12 protein-coding genes and 5 pseudogenes are annotated in these 14,495 nt (G+C 68.4%); 8 read left to right on the forward strand and 9 right to left on the reverse strand.

The genetic code is table 11. The features are described from left to right. Positions 1-124: 124 nt before the first annotated feature. Positions 125-1,042, forward strand: coding sequence for an NADP-dependent oxidoreductase (locus IF43_RS0105225; protein ID WP_030194456.1), 918 nt, complete (start codon positions 125-127; stop codon positions 1,040-1,042). Between the two features lie 86 nt (positions 1,043-1,128). Here the strand turns inward: IF43_RS0105225 and IF43_RS0105230 are convergent, their stop codons facing one another. Together IF43_RS0105230 and IF43_RS0105235 are read right to left on the reverse strand one after the other, a co-directional pair. Beyond that, positions 1,129-2,301 carry a methyltransferase gene (locus tag IF43_RS0105230; RefSeq protein WP_030194459.1) on the reverse strand — a complete coding sequence of 391 codons (1,173 nt, stop codon included), beginning with the start codon at positions 2,299-2,301 and terminating at the stop codon, positions 1,129-1,131. 64 nt (positions 2,302-2,365) lie between these two features. Further along, positions 2,366-2,719 (reverse strand): tetratricopeptide repeat protein, encoded by a 354-nt coding sequence (locus IF43_RS0105235; protein ID WP_107048400.1) that lies wholly within the window; start codon positions 2,717-2,719, stop codon positions 2,366-2,368. Positions 2,720-2,862: 143 nt separating this feature from the next. Here IF43_RS0105235 and IF43_RS0105240 point away from each other — a divergent pair, with 143 nt between their 5' ends. The 4 genes and pseudogenes from IF43_RS0105240 to IF43_RS36080 all read left to right on the forward strand — a co-directional run bounded on the left by IF43_RS0105240 (position 2,863) and on the right by IF43_RS36080 (position 6,648). After that, positions 2,863-3,828, forward strand: coding sequence for a pirin family protein (locus tag IF43_RS0105240; RefSeq protein WP_030194466.1), 966 nt, complete (start codon positions 2,863-2,865; stop codon positions 3,826-3,828). A 413-nt stretch (positions 3,829-4,241) separates the two neighbouring features. After that, positions 4,242-5,456: a hypothetical protein gene (locus tag IF43_RS0105245; RefSeq protein WP_030194470.1), complete on the forward strand. Its 1,215-nt coding sequence runs from the start codon at positions 4,242-4,244 to the stop codon at positions 5,454-5,456. A gap of 129 nt (positions 5,457-5,585) precedes the next feature. Beyond that, a complete protein-coding gene (locus tag IF43_RS0105250; protein WP_030194472.1) occupies positions 5,586-6,068 on the forward strand; it encodes a winged helix-turn-helix domain-containing protein in 483 nt (160 codons plus the stop codon). Positions 6,069-6,121: 53 nt separating this feature from the next. Then, a pseudogene (locus tag IF43_RS36080) lies at positions 6,122-6,648 on the forward strand (transposase). A gap of 19 nt (positions 6,649-6,667) precedes the next feature. On the opposite strand, the gene IF43_RS0105260 reads toward IF43_RS36080, so the two are convergent. Further along, positions 6,668-7,438, reverse strand: coding sequence for an IS5/IS1182 family transposase (locus IF43_RS0105260; protein WP_030194475.1), 771 nt, complete (start codon positions 7,436-7,438; stop codon positions 6,668-6,670). Between the two features lie 35 nt (positions 7,439-7,473). On the opposite strand from IF43_RS0105260, the pseudogene IF43_RS40410 reads away from it, so the two are divergent. After that, positions 7,474-7,571, forward strand: a pseudogene (locus IF43_RS40410) (transposase family protein); the annotation flags it as partial. Here the strand turns inward: IF43_RS40410 and IF43_RS41440 are convergent. After that, complete coding sequence (locus tag IF43_RS41440) at positions 7,530-7,667, reverse strand: hypothetical protein (RefSeq protein ID WP_158939161.1); 138 nt, start codon at positions 7,665-7,667, stop codon at positions 7,530-7,532. The pseudogene IF43_RS40410 and the gene IF43_RS41440 sit on opposite strands and share 42 nt — an antisense overlap. Before the next feature lie 343 nt (positions 7,668-8,010). Here IF43_RS41440 and IF43_RS40415 point away from each other — a divergent pair. After that, a pseudogene (locus tag IF43_RS40415) lies at positions 8,011-8,097 on the forward strand (IS5/IS1182 family transposase); the annotation flags it as partial. A gap of 95 nt (positions 8,098-8,192) precedes the next feature. Here the strand turns inward: IF43_RS40415 and IF43_RS0105270 are convergent. Then, positions 8,193-9,347 (reverse strand): site-specific integrase, encoded by a 1,155-nt coding sequence (locus IF43_RS0105270; protein ID WP_030194478.1) that lies wholly within the window; start codon positions 9,345-9,347, stop codon positions 8,193-8,195. A 95-nt stretch (positions 9,348-9,442) separates the two neighbouring features. On the opposite strand from IF43_RS0105270, the pseudogene IF43_RS38960 reads away from it, so the two are divergent. Beyond that, positions 9,443-9,607, forward strand: a pseudogene (locus tag IF43_RS38960) (pirin family protein); the annotation flags it as partial. Between the two features lie 127 nt (positions 9,608-9,734). Here the strand turns inward: IF43_RS38960 and IF43_RS42365 are convergent. The 4 genes and pseudogenes from IF43_RS42365 to kdpA all read right to left on the reverse strand — a co-directional run. Beyond that, positions 9,735-9,864 (reverse strand): annotated as a pseudogene (locus IF43_RS42365) (DNA-binding response regulator); the annotation flags it as partial. A gap of 124 nt (positions 9,865-9,988) precedes the next feature. Next, positions 9,989-10,723, reverse strand: coding sequence for a potassium-transporting ATPase subunit C (locus IF43_RS0105280; RefSeq protein ID WP_030194481.1), 735 nt, complete (start codon positions 10,721-10,723; stop codon positions 9,989-9,991). A gap of 6 nt (positions 10,724-10,729) precedes the next feature. After that, complete coding sequence (kdpB, locus tag IF43_RS0105285) at positions 10,730-12,832, reverse strand: potassium-transporting ATPase subunit KdpB (RefSeq protein ID WP_030194484.1); 2,103 nt, start codon at positions 12,830-12,832, stop codon at positions 10,730-10,732. Continuing rightward, positions 12,829-14,493 (reverse strand): potassium-transporting ATPase subunit KdpA, encoded by a 1,665-nt coding sequence (gene kdpA, locus IF43_RS0105290; RefSeq protein WP_030194487.1) that lies wholly within the window; start codon positions 14,491-14,493, stop codon positions 12,829-12,831. The genes kdpB and kdpA overlap by 4 nt, the downstream gene beginning before the upstream one ends. Between the last annotated feature and the right edge of the window lie 2 nt (positions 14,494-14,495).

Here is a 14,495-nt window from a genome sequence, read left to right on the forward strand (position 1 = left end):
GCGGCGAAATCGCCCGTCCCGGCATAGAGTTGGGCCCGGTATGTCGCTGTACGGCGCTTTTGTCCGTTCGGTTCCGAGAGGTCGTTCCATGCCCGAGACGCACCACAGCACCGAGGACGCCACCATGCGGGCCATGACGTACGACCGGTACGGCGGCACGGAGGTGCTCTCGCTCGGTCGCCGCCCGATTCCCAAGGTGGCGCCCGGCGAGGTCCTCGTCCGGGTGCGGCGGGCCGGGGTGAACCCCGTGGACTGGAAGATCATGGCGGGCGGCCTCGACGGGATGATGGACCTGTACTTCCCCGCCGTGCCGGGCTGGGACGTCGCGGGCACCGTCGAGCGCGTCGGCATCGACGTCCCCGAGTGCCGGGTCGGCGACGAGGTCATGGCGTACGCCCGCAAGGACTACGTCAGCGGTGGCACGTTCGCCGAGTACGTCTCCGTACCCGTGCGCTGCCTCGCGCCGAAGCCGGCCGCGCTCGACTGGGACGCGGCCGCCGGACTCCCGCTCGCCGGGCTGACGGCGTACCAGCTGCTCACCCGGCTGCGGCTCGACGAGGGGGAGACCGTCCTCATCCACGGCGCGGCCGGCGGCGTGGGCTTCCTCGGGGTCCAGATCGCCTCCGCCTTCGGCGCCCGGGTGATCGGCACCGCCTCGCCCCGCAACCACGACCGGCTGCGGGCCGCGGGCGCCGAGCCCCTGCAGTACGGGGACGGGCTGGTCGACCGGGTCCGGACGCTCGCCCCGGAGGGCGTGGACGTCGTCGCCGACTTCGTCGGCGGCGTGCTCGACGTGACCACGGCGGTGCTCCGCGAGGGCGGCCGGCACGCCTCCGTCGCCGACCCCTCGGTGCTCGGTGCGGGCGGTGAGTGGATGTGGGTACGGCCCGACCGCAACGACCTGCTGGCGCTGGGTGAGCTGGCCGACGCCGGCCAGCTCACCGTCCCGGTCGCGCGGGTCTTCCCGCTGGAGGACGTGGCGGAGGCCTTCGCCCTGAGCCAGACGGGGCACGTGCACGGGAAGATCGTGATCTCGGTCTGAGACCGCGACGGGTCGGCGCGGGCCCACCACTCCGGGATGCACGCCGCGGCGCGGCACCGCCCGGGCCGGCCGCCCCGTCGGACCGGCTAGCGGTCCTTGACCGCTCGCAGCACCACGAACTTCGGGTCGCTGGCGACCAGTTCGCAGTTCCCGAAGAGCCGCCGCAGCTTCAGGTGGTAGCCCAGGTGCCGGTTGCCGATCACCCAGAGCTCCCCGCCCTTGCGCAGGGCGCGCCGCGACTGACTGAACATCCGCCAGGCCGTCGCGTCCGTGGTGGCCTGCTGGGAGTGGAAGGGCGGGTTGTTCAGCACCGCGTCCACCGTGCCCGGCGCCACGTCCGCGAGGCCGTCGCCCACCACGAACTGGGCGAGCCCCGGGCGGCGGGACGCGTTCGCACGGTACGTCGCCTCGGCGGACGCGACCGCCTGGTACGACTCGTCCGTGAAGATCACGTCCACCTCGGGGCTGTGCTTGGCCAGCGCCGTGCCGACCACGCCGTTGCCGCAGCCCAGGTCCGCGATCAGGCCGGGGCCGCGCCACGGCGGCAGGTGGGCGAGCAGGAAGCGGGTGCCGATGTCCAGCCGGTCGGCGCAGAACACCCCGCCGTGGTTGGTCACCGTCAGACCCTCGGCGGGCCCGGCGCCCGCCTCGGGACCGAGGGTGTAGGTGAGCGGCCACGGGTTGGCCGGCTCCTCCTCCTGGAGCTCCGGGGTGGTGAAGATCAGCCGCGCCTTGCGCTCGGCGAGCGAGGTGCGGGTGGGGCCCAGGATCGTCTCGAACAGCTTGAGCGTCGAGGTGTGGATGTCCTTGACCATGCCCGTGCCGACCACCACGGAGCCCGCGTGGAGGCTCGGGGCCAGCCTGCAGAGCTGGTCCTCGAGCAGGGCGAGGCTCTTGGGCACCCGTACGACCAGGACGTCGATCCGCTCGGGCGGGGCGTCCTGGGTGCTGAGCAGCCGTACCGCGTCCGGGGCGACCCCGGCGCGGTCGAGGTTGGCGCGGGTGGCGCGCTGGGTCAGGTACGAGTCGGTGATCTGCGTGAGGGTGCCGGTCCGGCCCGCCAGGGCCGTGACCAGGGCGCCCCAGCGGTCGCCGAGCACGGTCACGGCGCGCCCGGCCACCTCGACCGGCCCCACCTCCCCGGTACCTCCGTCGAGGTGCCGGAGCAGGTACTCGTCCGCGGCGTCCCAGGCGCGCAGCCGGTCGCGGGGGTCCTCGGGGAAGCGGGTGAGCCGGTACGTGCCCCAGGGGGCGGTCAAACGGTCTTCAGCGGTGCCAGTCATCGTGTGCCCAGGCTATCCGAGCCGCGGCGTGCTCGACGCGTCACTCCTCGCCGAAGTCGCCCGCCATCGCCGCGGCGATCCGCAGGTACGGCGCTGCCTCCGCGGCACGCCCCTGCCGCTCCAGCGTCCGCCCGAGCATCAGCTGCGCGTAGTCCTCCACCGGCCAGCGCTCCAGGATCCCCCGCAGCTCGGTCTCGGCCCGGCCCAGCTGCGCCGAGTGGTAGTAGGCGCGGGCCAGCAGCAGCCGCGGTGCCAGCTGCTCGGGGACCTCCGCGGCCAGCCCCGACAGCACGCGCGCGGCGTTCGTGTACTCCTTCGCCTCGAAGAACAGCTGCGCCCGCGTCCAGCGCTCCGCCGCGGTCCCGTGCTCGTAGTACGCCATGGCCCCGGTCATCTCCGCCCAGCCGTCCTTTCGCCGTCCGTTCCGTTCCGCCCGTGCAACACCACCGGACGCTTTAAGATTCCACTAAAAGTGGGACCGGTCGCGGGTGCGGTACTCGCCCCGGGCCCGCCCCCCGCGGGTTTAGGTTGTGGGACATGAGCAATCTCGATCGCCAGGCAAGCCTCTCGGTCTGCGGCGGCCGCGGCTTCGTCGTCGCGGAGCCCGTACGCGAACTCCTCCCTCCGCGTCACGTCAAGCTCGGCGAGTCCACCGAGGTCCGTCGACTGCTCCCGAACCTGGGGCGCCGCATGGTGGGCGCCTGGTGCTTCGTCGACCACTACGGACCCGACGACATCGCCGACGAGCCCGGCATGCAGGTGCCCCCGCACCCCCACATGGGCCTGCAGACGGTCAGCTGGCTCCACGAGGGCGAGGTGCTGCACCGTGACAGCGTCGGCAGCCTGCAGACCGTGCGCCCCCGCGAGCTCGGCCTGATGACCTCGGGCCGCGCGATCAGCCACTCGGAGGAGAGCCCGAAGCCCCACGCCCGCTTCCTGCACGGCGCGCAGCTGTGGGTGGCGCTGCCGGACGCCCACCGGCACGTCGAGCCGCACTTCCAGCACCACGCCGACCTACCCCGGGTGACGGCCGCCGGGCTGGACGCCACGGTGATCCTCGGCTCCCTCGACGGCGCCGCCTCGCCGGGCACGACGTACACCCCGATCGTCGGGGCCGACCTCAGCCTCACCGCGGGCGCCGACCTGCGGTTGCCGCTGGATCCCGACTTCGAGTACGCGGTCCTGGCGATGTCCGGCGAGGCGCACGTCGACGGCGTCCCGGTGCAGGCCGGCTCGATGCTCTACCTCGGCTGCGGCCGCACCGACCTCCCGTTGCGCGCCTCCTCGGACGCGTCGGTCATGCTGCTGGGCGGCGAGCCGTTCGAGGAGGAGATCGTCATGTTCTGGAACTGGATCGGCCGCTCCCACGAGGATATCGCACAGGCCCGAGAGGACTGGATGAATGGGACACGCTTTGGCGAGGTAAAGGGCTACGGCGGCCCTCCACTTCCGGCCCCATCTCTCCCCCCGACGCACCTGAAGCCACGAGGACGAGTCCGCTGACCTGTGATTATTCGGAAGCCTGACCTCTTAGGCGGCTTGGCGTACACGCCTCCGCTTGTTGAGCTCGTGGGATTGTCGATCGAGCCCTGCGCTCCCCTTCCGGGAGCGCAGGGCTTTTCCCTTCCATGGGTGTCCGTGGGAGGGTCTGTGTCTACGAATGCTGACCCAATGCTGACTTTACTGATGAGTAATCAGATAGGCATCGTCCGTCTGCTTGATCGTTTGGGAGGCAGCGTCGAGCGGCTTGGCGGAGTACCTGGGCCCGCGGCGATGCCAGGTGACGCCCGGAGGAGAGGGCGGTCGGAAGCTCGAGTATGGCCCCTCGTCGACTTGATGTACCGCTTGTAGAAGGTCGACAAGCAAGGACCTTGATGGCCATGGGCTGCTGGAGCAGCGTCTTGCATCATGGGGTGATGGAGAGTGATGAGGACCTGCGCGTCGTGATGGTCATGGTTGACCCCGAGACCGAGACCGTCGTGCTGACGAGGTCCGATGGCAAAGAGGCTCGGTTTCCGCTCACGTCCCCGATGTTCGAACCGAGCAGCTTGCTCTCCCGACTCGCCTATCCGCCCACCTTCGAAGGACTGCTTGTCCAGACCCGCAAAGGCGACACCATCGTGTTCGACTTGCCCCGCTCTGATGGGGCAGACCAGCTGAACGGCAGGTTGGTCGTCTACTTGGACCAGAACAAGTGGCGCCCCGTGAGTGACGTGCTCCAGGGGCGGTGCGGTGGCGCAGCCGCCGATCGGGAGGCGGCGCAGCGACTCGTGGAGTGGGTGGAGGCAGGAAGGATCATCCTTCCCGCCTCGGCGGGCCACTACTACGAGACGACGAAATGGTCCGACACTGAGGGGCGCTACCGTTTGGGCCTGTCCATCCTTCAGCTGAGTAGAGGCTGGCAACTGCGGGATCCCCTCCAGGTTCGTCGGGACGAGCTGCGTTGGCTGTTCCGCAACAGGCTGGCACCCGGTGGGGTATTGCCGACAGCTGTCACGCTGGCGCCGAACGTCATCCATTCCGCCGCGCGCGGGTTCACGCCCCTCGGCCCTCCGCCAGACTTTCCAGCGCAGGAAGCGTTTCAGCACGAAGCGCTCGTGTCGGCGACGACGCTCATCGATCTCATGCTGGACTCGGAAGGTGGGGAGCGAGGTCCGGAGACCGGCTGGACGCAGGACAACCAGCGGTTCAGTGATTGGTTGGACAGCCAGGACGGAGACTCCCAGAAGAAGCGCAAGGCAATCGATGCCTGGCTCTTTCGTGACCTCCAGCGCGAGTTGGCCGAGGAGTCGTACGCCGCCGGCCTGACGGCAGAGCGACTCAAGGAGTGGGGCAGCGCATCGCAGCCCGTGCAGGAACTGGCTGCCCTTCCGTGCCTCGGTCTATTTCGGGAGATGCTTCACGAGCGCCATCTCAACAAGGGGACCACCTGGAAGCCGAATGATGTGATCGACATGGTGTACCTGTCCTGTGCTGCTGGCTATGCGGACTTCGTCGTCTGCGAGCGGCAGATGCGTGAACCTTTGGCGCGTGGTATTGCCCGACTGGGGCGGTCCACCCAGGTCTTCCGAAGCCTCGCCGAAGCCGTATCCGCCATCGCGGCAGCACTCGACGCGGGATCGAATGCCTAAGGGTTGTCCCGTAATTGATCTTTAGTGGTTCGAGGCGCGGCCGGTCGACCGCGAGTGTGATGGCTTACTGAGGATTTCGACGTGGTGTCGGGGGCTGACATCCGCTGATCGTCGCGGTAGGCCGGTTGTATGAGGTATCCGCAGGGTGGGGGTCTGACGCCGGAGCGTCAGGCGTTCCGGGAGGGCCTTCGTTTGGAGGCGGCTGATCTCTTCGCCGAAGGTGTGCCCAGTGCCGTAGTCGCGAAGCGATTACGGGTCAGCGAGCGGTCGGTGCAGCGCTGGCGCAAGGCTTGGCGCGACGGCGGCCGAAGAGCCCTCCGTTCAAAAGGCCCGATGTGTCGGCCGCAGATCAGCCCCCGACAGTTCAAGGTGCTGGAGGCCGAGCTGGTCAAAGGGCCGGTCGCCCATGGCTGGCCGGACCAGACCTGGACGCTGGCCAGGATCCAGAAGGTCATCGGCCGCCGTCTCCACAAGGTCCTGAGCATCGCGGCGGTCTACCAGACGATGCGACGCAACGGCTGGAGTCGACAGATCCCGGCCAGACGCGCTCTGGAACGGGACGACACGGCGGTAGCCGGATGGGTGAAAGACGTGTGGCCGCACGTGGAATGACTGCGGCGGCGCTCGGGGCCTGGATCGTCTTCGAGGACGAGGCAGGCTTCTCGATGACGCCGCCTTCCCGCGGAACGTGGGCCGTCGCGCCCGCACACCCACGGTCCGGATGCGTGGCTGGACCCGCTGCCGCGTCACCCTCGCCGGGATGTGCTGCTACAAACCCGGCGAACGCTCGCGGCTGTTCTACAAACTCCACGTCCATAGCCGGCGACCCGCCAAGGGCGAGCGTCGCAGCTACGACTGGAGAGACTTCCGCTGGTTTTTGGTCTACGCCCACGGCCGGCTCGGCGCCCCGATCATCCTGATCTGGGACAACCTCAACACCCACCGCACCAAAGGCATGCGCGACTTCATCGAGGCCACCGACTGGCTCACCGTCTACCACCTGCCCGCCTACACACCCGAACTCAACCCCGTCGAGGGCATCTGGTGAGCACTTCGGCGCACCGCTCACGCCAACACGGTCTTCACCACGCCTGAAGACCTCGTCCGATCCCTCAGAACCGGCCTCAAGAAGATCCAATACCGCAGCCACATCGTTGACGGCTGCCTCGCCGAGACCGGACTCAGACCCTGACGACATGACGCCAAAAACCTCAGTATGCAGCCTGGATCAGGTTGTGTAGACGGGCGATGCCGAGCATGGCGTGGTGGACGCCGTCGCCCTTGAGGCGGCAGTCGCGCAGGATCTTCCAGGTCTTCATCCGGGCGAAGACGTGCTCGACGCGGGCTCGGACCTGCTTGTGTTCACGGTTGTGCTCGGCCTGCCACTCGGTGAGTTCGCCGCCCTTGGAGCGTCGGTGCGGGATGACCAGGCCGGTCCCCGGGTAGCCACCGTCGGCGATCGTGGTTGTCCGGCCGACGGCCGCTTTGGCGCCGGACTCCTCCCATGCCTTGCAGTCGTTTCGATTGCCCGGCAGAGGTCTGCCGATCACCACGACCAGGCGGGAGTGGGCGTCGATGACCACCTGGTGGTTGGTGGAGTACCTGTAGTTCTTCGACTTCTCCGCGATGGTGTGGTCGCGGGTGGGGACGAGGGTGCCGTCGACGATCAGCACGGTGTCCTTGCGGAACCGCCTCCGGGTCCTGAGCGCCAACAGCGGGCCGACGTGGTCGATGATGCGGTCGGCCGCTGACTTGGACACGCCGAATAGCGGCGCGAGCTGCCGCAGTGTCAGGTTGGTCCGCCAGTAGGCCGCGACCAGCAGGACCCGGTCCTCCAGCGGAAGACTCCAGGGCCGGCCCGGCCGCACGGTGTCAGCGCCCTCTCGGCAGAGCGCTGTCATCAGCTTGCGGAAGTCGCGCGGGCTCAGCCCGGTGAACGGGGTTATCCAGGACGATTCCGACGCCGTGATCACACCAGCCATGGCGAGATCATCCCAGCCGTGATCACTGCTCCGGGAGCCAGCTCGCCGCCGCATACTGGCGGGCCAACCTCCGCTGCGGCAGTTGGCGCCGCTATTCGGCGTGTCCAAGTCGGCGGCCGACCGCATCGTCGACCGCAACGCCCCGGCGATGGCGCCGCAGCAGCGAACCGGTGGTGGCGACCAGCGCGGCGGCGGCCAGGTTCGCGGGCAGCTCGGTGATCAGTGCCACAAGGGTCCCGTGTTGCCGTCGCAGTTAGCAGAGCAATCGCCGGCGCCGGATGCCGCGGTCAAGATCAGCCCGAAGACGATGAGAGCCAGGACGATCCAAGCCACATGGGCGAAGTCATTGCCAGGTGGGATCTTCCGACCGCTGCTCTGCGGCACCTCAGTGTGGCTCTCGGGCTCGCCACTGGGTCCGTCGTGTCCCTCTGCCGCCATCGTGTCATCCCCCGTCGCGGTGTGTCCTCTCATGGCACGACGTCAGATCCCGTCCGTCAAGGCCTGCGGCGGGTTGCTATCGAGAAGAGCCGCACCGGCTTGACGGATCGTCGCGGACGGGGAGGGAGTGGACGCTGCGCTCTGGCCGGCTCAAGGGCGACGGCGTCCACCACGCCATGCTCGGCATCGCCCGCCTCCACAACCTTCTCCAGGCCGCATAGCCCGACCCACCGGCGATCAGCCCACCTCGTCCCGGCCATCTCAACGGTCAATTACGGGACACCCCTTAACCGGGGATCCTCTGGTATAAGACCGGCTACGCAGTCAGATATACGTTGAGCATCTTGGCCGCCTGGCCGATCGATCCGGGCATGAGGCGCCGGTAGATCTTGAACGTGATCTCCAGGCTCTTGTGGCCCATCCACTCCGCGACGTCGGTAATCGGGATGCGATGTGCGAGGCAGTTCGAGGCGAAGAAGTGTCTGCAACCGTAGATCACCATGTCCTCTGGGATGTCGAGGGCGCCAGAGCGCTTCAGCCTCTGCCATTGGTTCTGGAGCAGGTACGGCTGGTACGGACGGCCGGCGTCGTGCGGGTGGCGCAACAGATAGCCGTCCACCGTGCCGTACTTGTCGGCGTACCACTCGATGCTGTCCTTCACTCGGGCAGGCAGGGGAACGTCCCGATACTCGCCCGGCTTCCGGTGCTTGAGGCGCTCGTAGTGCTTGGTGGTCTGGTTGACCTGCTCGGTGACGCGGTACACGTCGTCGGCGACGATGTTGTTCACGTTGACCGCGGCCGCCTCCGCGTTGCGGAGGCCGCACCCGCTCATGACGTCGACCAGCAGGGTGAAGATGTCGTCGCCCGCGAGGCGCAGGTTGCGCAACTGCTCGGGGGACGGGATGACGGCCTTCTTGGGGTCGTAAACCGGTGCTTGCACGCCGAGCAGTGGGCTCTCTTCGAAGAGGCCGAGGCGGTGCGCGTCGAGCAGGATCGCCTTGAGCTTGTCGAAAGCATTCGACTGCGTCGCCAGCCCGGCGCCGTTCCGCTCCATCGTGCGTATGAACCCGTCGACGACCTTGTGGTCGAAGGTGCCCATCCGGCGGCTGGCGAAGGCCGGATAGAGGTGGTGCTGCAGCAGCGAGTCGAGGTGGCCGACGGACGCCGGCGCGAGGTGGCGTTGGCCTTCCTTCCACGCGGTGGCGTACTCGTCGAACCGCATCTGGCTGTATCGCGCGATGCGCTCGGCCTTCGCCTGGTTCGCCGGCTTGGAGGCCTTCTGGTTGTGGATCTCCAACAGGCGCTCGGACGCCTTGTCCTTCTCGGCGAAGCCGGACTCCTGGCTCTGCTTGCCGAAGGCATTGCGGTACCGGATCTTCCAGCCGTGGGCACACTTCGGCCAATAGGAGGGCGCGTGCCCGCAGTCCTTGAAGACGGTGCCGATGCCGTGGATGGTTGTCGTGGCTGCCACGGTGGTAGTACTCCTTGGCTTGCGATGCTGACGGTTTGCTGACCTTCAGCGGCCTAGGAGTGCTCTGACCTGCACCGATGCTCCTGAGGAGCGGTATGTTCTGGAACTGGATCGGCCGGTCCCACGACGAGATCGCGCAGGCCCGCGAGGACTGGACGAACGGCACCCGCTTCGGCGAGGTCAAGGGCTACGACGGCCCTCCGATTCCGGCCCTTGAACTGCCGCCGACCCACCTCAAACCCCGGGGAAGGGTTCGCTGACCTGCTGCTTCATGCAGTTCGGGCTGGGGGTGACGCTCGCACTTCAGCCCTCCGGTTCCGGCTCTCCGCATGAGACTGCCGGGGCGTGTCAACAACGCTCGTGATCAATACACATTGCGCGAGCCTTGCGCGCGGCCGCGAGCCGCAGGGCCGAGCCGCCGTCGGCGGCCTTCTCGACCTCGAACTCGCGCGCCTGAAGGTTGATCTTCAGCGCGGACGAGGTGGGGATCGTCCTCCACCACCAGCACCCAGGTCATCGGTGTGCAGCCTTTCCTTCGTTACGGGCACGGTCAGGAGCCGGCGGGGCGCTCGGGCCCCCTCCCGGCGTTGGCTGGGGGAGTCCCGCGCCCCGCCGGCTCCCGGTCCGTGCGATGCGGAACATCAACGCTCGGTCAGTGCCTTGAGGGCGGTGTTGAGCTCGAGGACGTTGACACGGGGCTCACCCATGAAGCCGAGGGTCCGGCCGGTGGTGTGGTCCGCGACGAGCTTCTCGACCTGCCTGACGTCGAGCTTGTTCTGCTCGGCGACCCGGTGGACCTGGAGCCTGGCGTACTCCGGAGAGATGTCCGGGTCCAGGCCCGAGCCGGAGGAGGTGACGGCGTCGGCCGGTACGTCCTCGGGCTCGACCGTGTAGGAGGCGGTGGAGTTGTCCGCGACGACCGCCTCCTTGGCGGCGATGACCTGGGCGCAGAGGGTGCCTTCCTCGGCATCTTTGGTGCACTTGCCGTTGACGGCGCCGTCGTCCGCGGAGCGGTTGGTGGCGCCGGAGAGGACCAGTGAGTACTGGGTGTTGACCGAGTTGCTGCCGAGGCCGTTGGAGGGGCGGGGCTGGAACCACTTCAGGTCCGGCTCCGCGGTCTCTTCGGCGTCGTCGCCCGCAGTCGGATCAGAAGGGGCCGGCTTCGGGAGGTTGTAGGTCTGCCCGATGAGGGAGGAGCCGACGACCTGCCCGCTCTTGTCCTTGATCTCGGAACCGTTGGCCTTGTCGTGGAACAGGGCCTGGGCGATGCCGGTGACGGCCAGCGGGTAGATGACCCCGCAGATCACGGTCAGGACGAGCAGGGCGCGCAGGCCGGCCCCGATCAACCGTGCTGTGTTGCCTACAGAGTTGTTCATGTCGTCTCAGCCGATTCCGGGGATGAGGGTGATGAGCAGGTCGATGATCTTGATGCCGATGAACGGGGCGATCAGGCCGCCCACGCCGTAGAGCCCCAGATTGCGGCGGAGCATCCTGTCGGCGCTGGTCGGCTTGTACTGGACGCCCTTGAGGGCGAGGGGGACGAGCGCGATGATGATCAGCGCGTTGAAGATGACAGCGGAGAGGATCGCCGACTCGGGCGAGTGGAGGCCCATGATGTTGAGCTTGTCGAGGCCCGGGTAGACCACGGCGAACATGGCCGGGATGATCGCGAAGTACTTGGCGACGTCGTTGGCGATGGAGAAGGTGGTCAGGGCGCCCCGGGTGATGAGGAGCTGCTTGCCGATCTCGACGATCTCGATGAGCTTGGTGGGGTTGGAGTCCAGGTCCACCATGTTCCCGGCCTCCTTGGCGGCCGAGGTACCGGTGTTCATCGCGACACCGACGTCGGCCTGGGCGAGGGCCGGGGCGTCGTTCGTGCCGTCGCCGGTCATCGCGACGAGCTTGCCGCCGGCCTGTTCCCGCTTGATGAGGGCCATCTTGTCCTCGGGGGTGGCCTCGGCGAGGAAGTCGTCGACGCCGGCCTCCTCGGCGATCGCCTTGGCCGTCAGCGGGTTGTCACCCGTGATCATGACGGTCTTGATGCCCATGCGGCGCAGCTCCTCGAAGCGTTCGCGCATGCCCTCCTTGACGACGTCCTTGAGGTGGATGACGCCGAGGACGCGGGCGCCCTTCTCGTCGTTGACGGCGACGAGGAGCGGGGTGCCGCCGGCCTCGGAGATGCGGTTGGCGAGGAGGTCGGCGTCGTCGGAGACCCGGCCGCCCTGCTCCCTGACCCAGGTGATGACGGAGCCGGCCGCGCCCTTGCGGGTCTGCCTGCCGTCGACGTCCACGCCCGACATGCGGGTCTGGGCGGTGAAGGCGATCCACTCGGCGTGCGCGAGGTCGCCCTGGTGACGCTCGCGCAGCCCGTACTTCTCCTTCGCCAGGACGACGACGGAACGGCCCTCGGGGGTCTCGTCGGCCAGCGAGGACAGCTGGGCGGCGTCGGCCAGCTCGGCCTCGGTGGTGCCCTCCACGGGTACGAACTCCGAGGCCTGGCGGTTGCCGAGGGTGATGGTGCCGGTCTTGTCGAGCAGCAGCGTCGAAACGTCGCCCGCGGCCTCGACGGCCCGGCCCGACGTGGCCAGGACGTTGCGCTGGACCAGGCGGTCCATGCTGGCGATGCCGATCGCGGAGAGCAGGGCGCCGATGGTGGTCGGGATCAGGCAGACGAGGAGGGCGGTGAGCACGATCATCGACTGCTCGGCGCCGGCGTAGATCGCGAAGGGCTGCAGGGTGACGACGGCCAGCAGGAAGACGATGGTCAGCGAGGCGAGCAGGATGTTGAGTGCGATCTCGTTGGGCGTCTTCTGTCGGGCCGCACCCTCCACGAGAGCGATCATCCGGTCGATGAAGGTCTCGCCCGGCTTCGTAGTGATCTTGATGACGATCCGGTCGGAGAGGACTTTCGTACCACCGGTGACGGCCGAGCGGTCGCCGCCGGACTCCCGGATGACGGGAGCGGACTCGCCGGTGATGGCGGACTCGTCGACCGAGGCCACGCCCTCGACGACGTCACCGTCGCCGGGGATGGTGTCCCCGGCCTCGCAGACCACCAGGTCGCCGATCTTCAGCTCGGTGCCCGGTACGGACTCCTCGCCACCGTCCTCGGTCAGGCGGCGGGCGACGGAGTCGGTCTTGGCCTTCCGCAGGGTGTCGGCCTGGGCCTTGCCGCGGCCCTCGGCGACCGCCTCGGCGAGGTTCGCGAAGATCGTGGTCATCCACAGCCAGGCGGTGATGGCCCAGCCGAACCAGTCCGTCGGGTCCTTGATGGCGAGGACGGTGGTGACCACCGAACCGATGAGGACGACGAACATGACCGGCGACTTGATCATGACGCGTGGGTCGAGCTTGCGGATCGCGTCGGGGAAGGACTTGACCAGTTGCGTGGGGTCGAAGAGGCCGCCGCCGACGCGGTCGGCAGGCGGCTTGTGGGCCGTGGGAAGGTCCTCGTGCGGAGCACGGGTCGGAGTGGCGGTGCTCATGATGCGAGCCCTTCGGCGAGCGGCCCCAGCGCGAGGGCGGGGAAGTAGGTCAGACCGGTGACGATGAGGATCGTGCCGACGAGCAGGCCCGCGTAGAGCGGCTTGTCGGTACGGAGGGTGCCTGCCGTCTCGGGGACGGGCTTCTGCTCGGCCAGCGAGCCGGCCAGCGCCAGGACGAACACCATGGGCAGGAAGCGGCCCAGGAGCATCGCGAGGCCGATCGTGGAGTTGTACCACTGGGTGTCGGCGTTCAGGCCGGCGAAGGCGGAGCCGTTGTTGTTGGCGCCCGAGGTGTAGGCGTACAGGACCTCGGAGAAGCCGTGGGCACCCGGGTTCAGCATCGAGTGCGGCGGGGTGGGCAGGGCCATGGCGGCGGCGGTGAAGCAGAGCACCAGGGCCGGGGTGACGAGGATGTAGCAGGCGGCGAGCTTGATCTCGCGGGTGCCGATCTTCTTGCCCAGGTACTCGGGCGTCCGGCCGACCATCAGGCCGGCGATGAACACCGCGATGATCGCCATGACGAGCATGCCGTAGAGGCCGGAGCCGACACCGCCTGGGGCGATCTCGCCCAGCTGCATGCCCAGCAGCTGGATGCCGCCGCCGAGGCCGGTGTAGGAGGAGTGGAAGGAGTTGACTGCGCCGGTCGAGGTCAGGGTCGTGGCGACCGAGAAGATCGCGGAGGCGCCGACGCCGAAGCGGGTCTCCTTGCCCTCCATCGCGCCGCCCGCGACGTCGAACGCCGGGCCGTGGTGCGCGAACTCGGTCCACATCATCAGCGCGGTGAAGCCGATCCAGATGGCGGCCGTCGTCGTGAGGATCGCGTAACCCTGGCGCAGGCTTCCGACCATGCGGCCGAACGTGCGGGTCAGCGCGAACGGGATGACGAGGATCAGGAAGATCTCGAAGAGGTTGGAGAACGGGGTCGGGTTCTCGAACGGGTGGGCGGAGTTGGCGTTGAAGTAGCCGCCGCCGTTCGTGCCCAGCTCCTTGATGACCTCCTGGGACGCGACCGCACCGCCGTTCCACTGCCGGCTGCCGCCCGTGAACTGGCCGACCTCGTGGACCCCGGCGAAGTTCTGGATCGCGCCGCAGGCGACCAGCACGATCGCGCCGATCACGGCGATCGGCAGGAGGATCCGGACAGTGCCGCGGACCAGGTCCGCCCAGAAGTTGCCCAGCTCACCGGTACGGGAGCGCGCGAAACCCCGTACGAGCGCGACGGCGACGGCCATGCCGACCGCGGCGGACACGAAGTTCTGCACCGCCAGGCCGCCGGTCTGCACGACGTGCCCCATGGCCTGCTCGCCGTAGTACGACTGCCAGTTGGTGTTGGCCACGAACGACGCGGCGGTGTTGAAGGCCTGGTCCGGGTCGATCGACTGGAAGCCGAGCGAGCCGGGCAGGACGCCCTGGGCGCGCTGGAGCGCGTACAGGAAGAGGACGCTGACCGCGGAGAAGGCGAGGACTCCGCGCAGGTAGGCGGGCCAGCGCATCCCGGCGGACGGGTTGGCGCCGATCGCCTTGTAGATCCACTTCTCCGGGCGGTAGTGCCTGTCGGAGGAGTAGACGCGGGCCATGTAGTCGCCCAAGGGGCGGTAGGCCAGCGCGAGCGCGGCGATCAGTGCGAGGAGCTGGAGCACACCAGCGAGAACGGGACTCATCG

Source organism: Streptomyces sp. NRRL S-87 (assembly GCF_000719335.1).
Classification (GTDB): domain Bacteria; phylum Actinomycetota; class Actinomycetes; order Streptomycetales; family Streptomycetaceae; genus Streptomyces.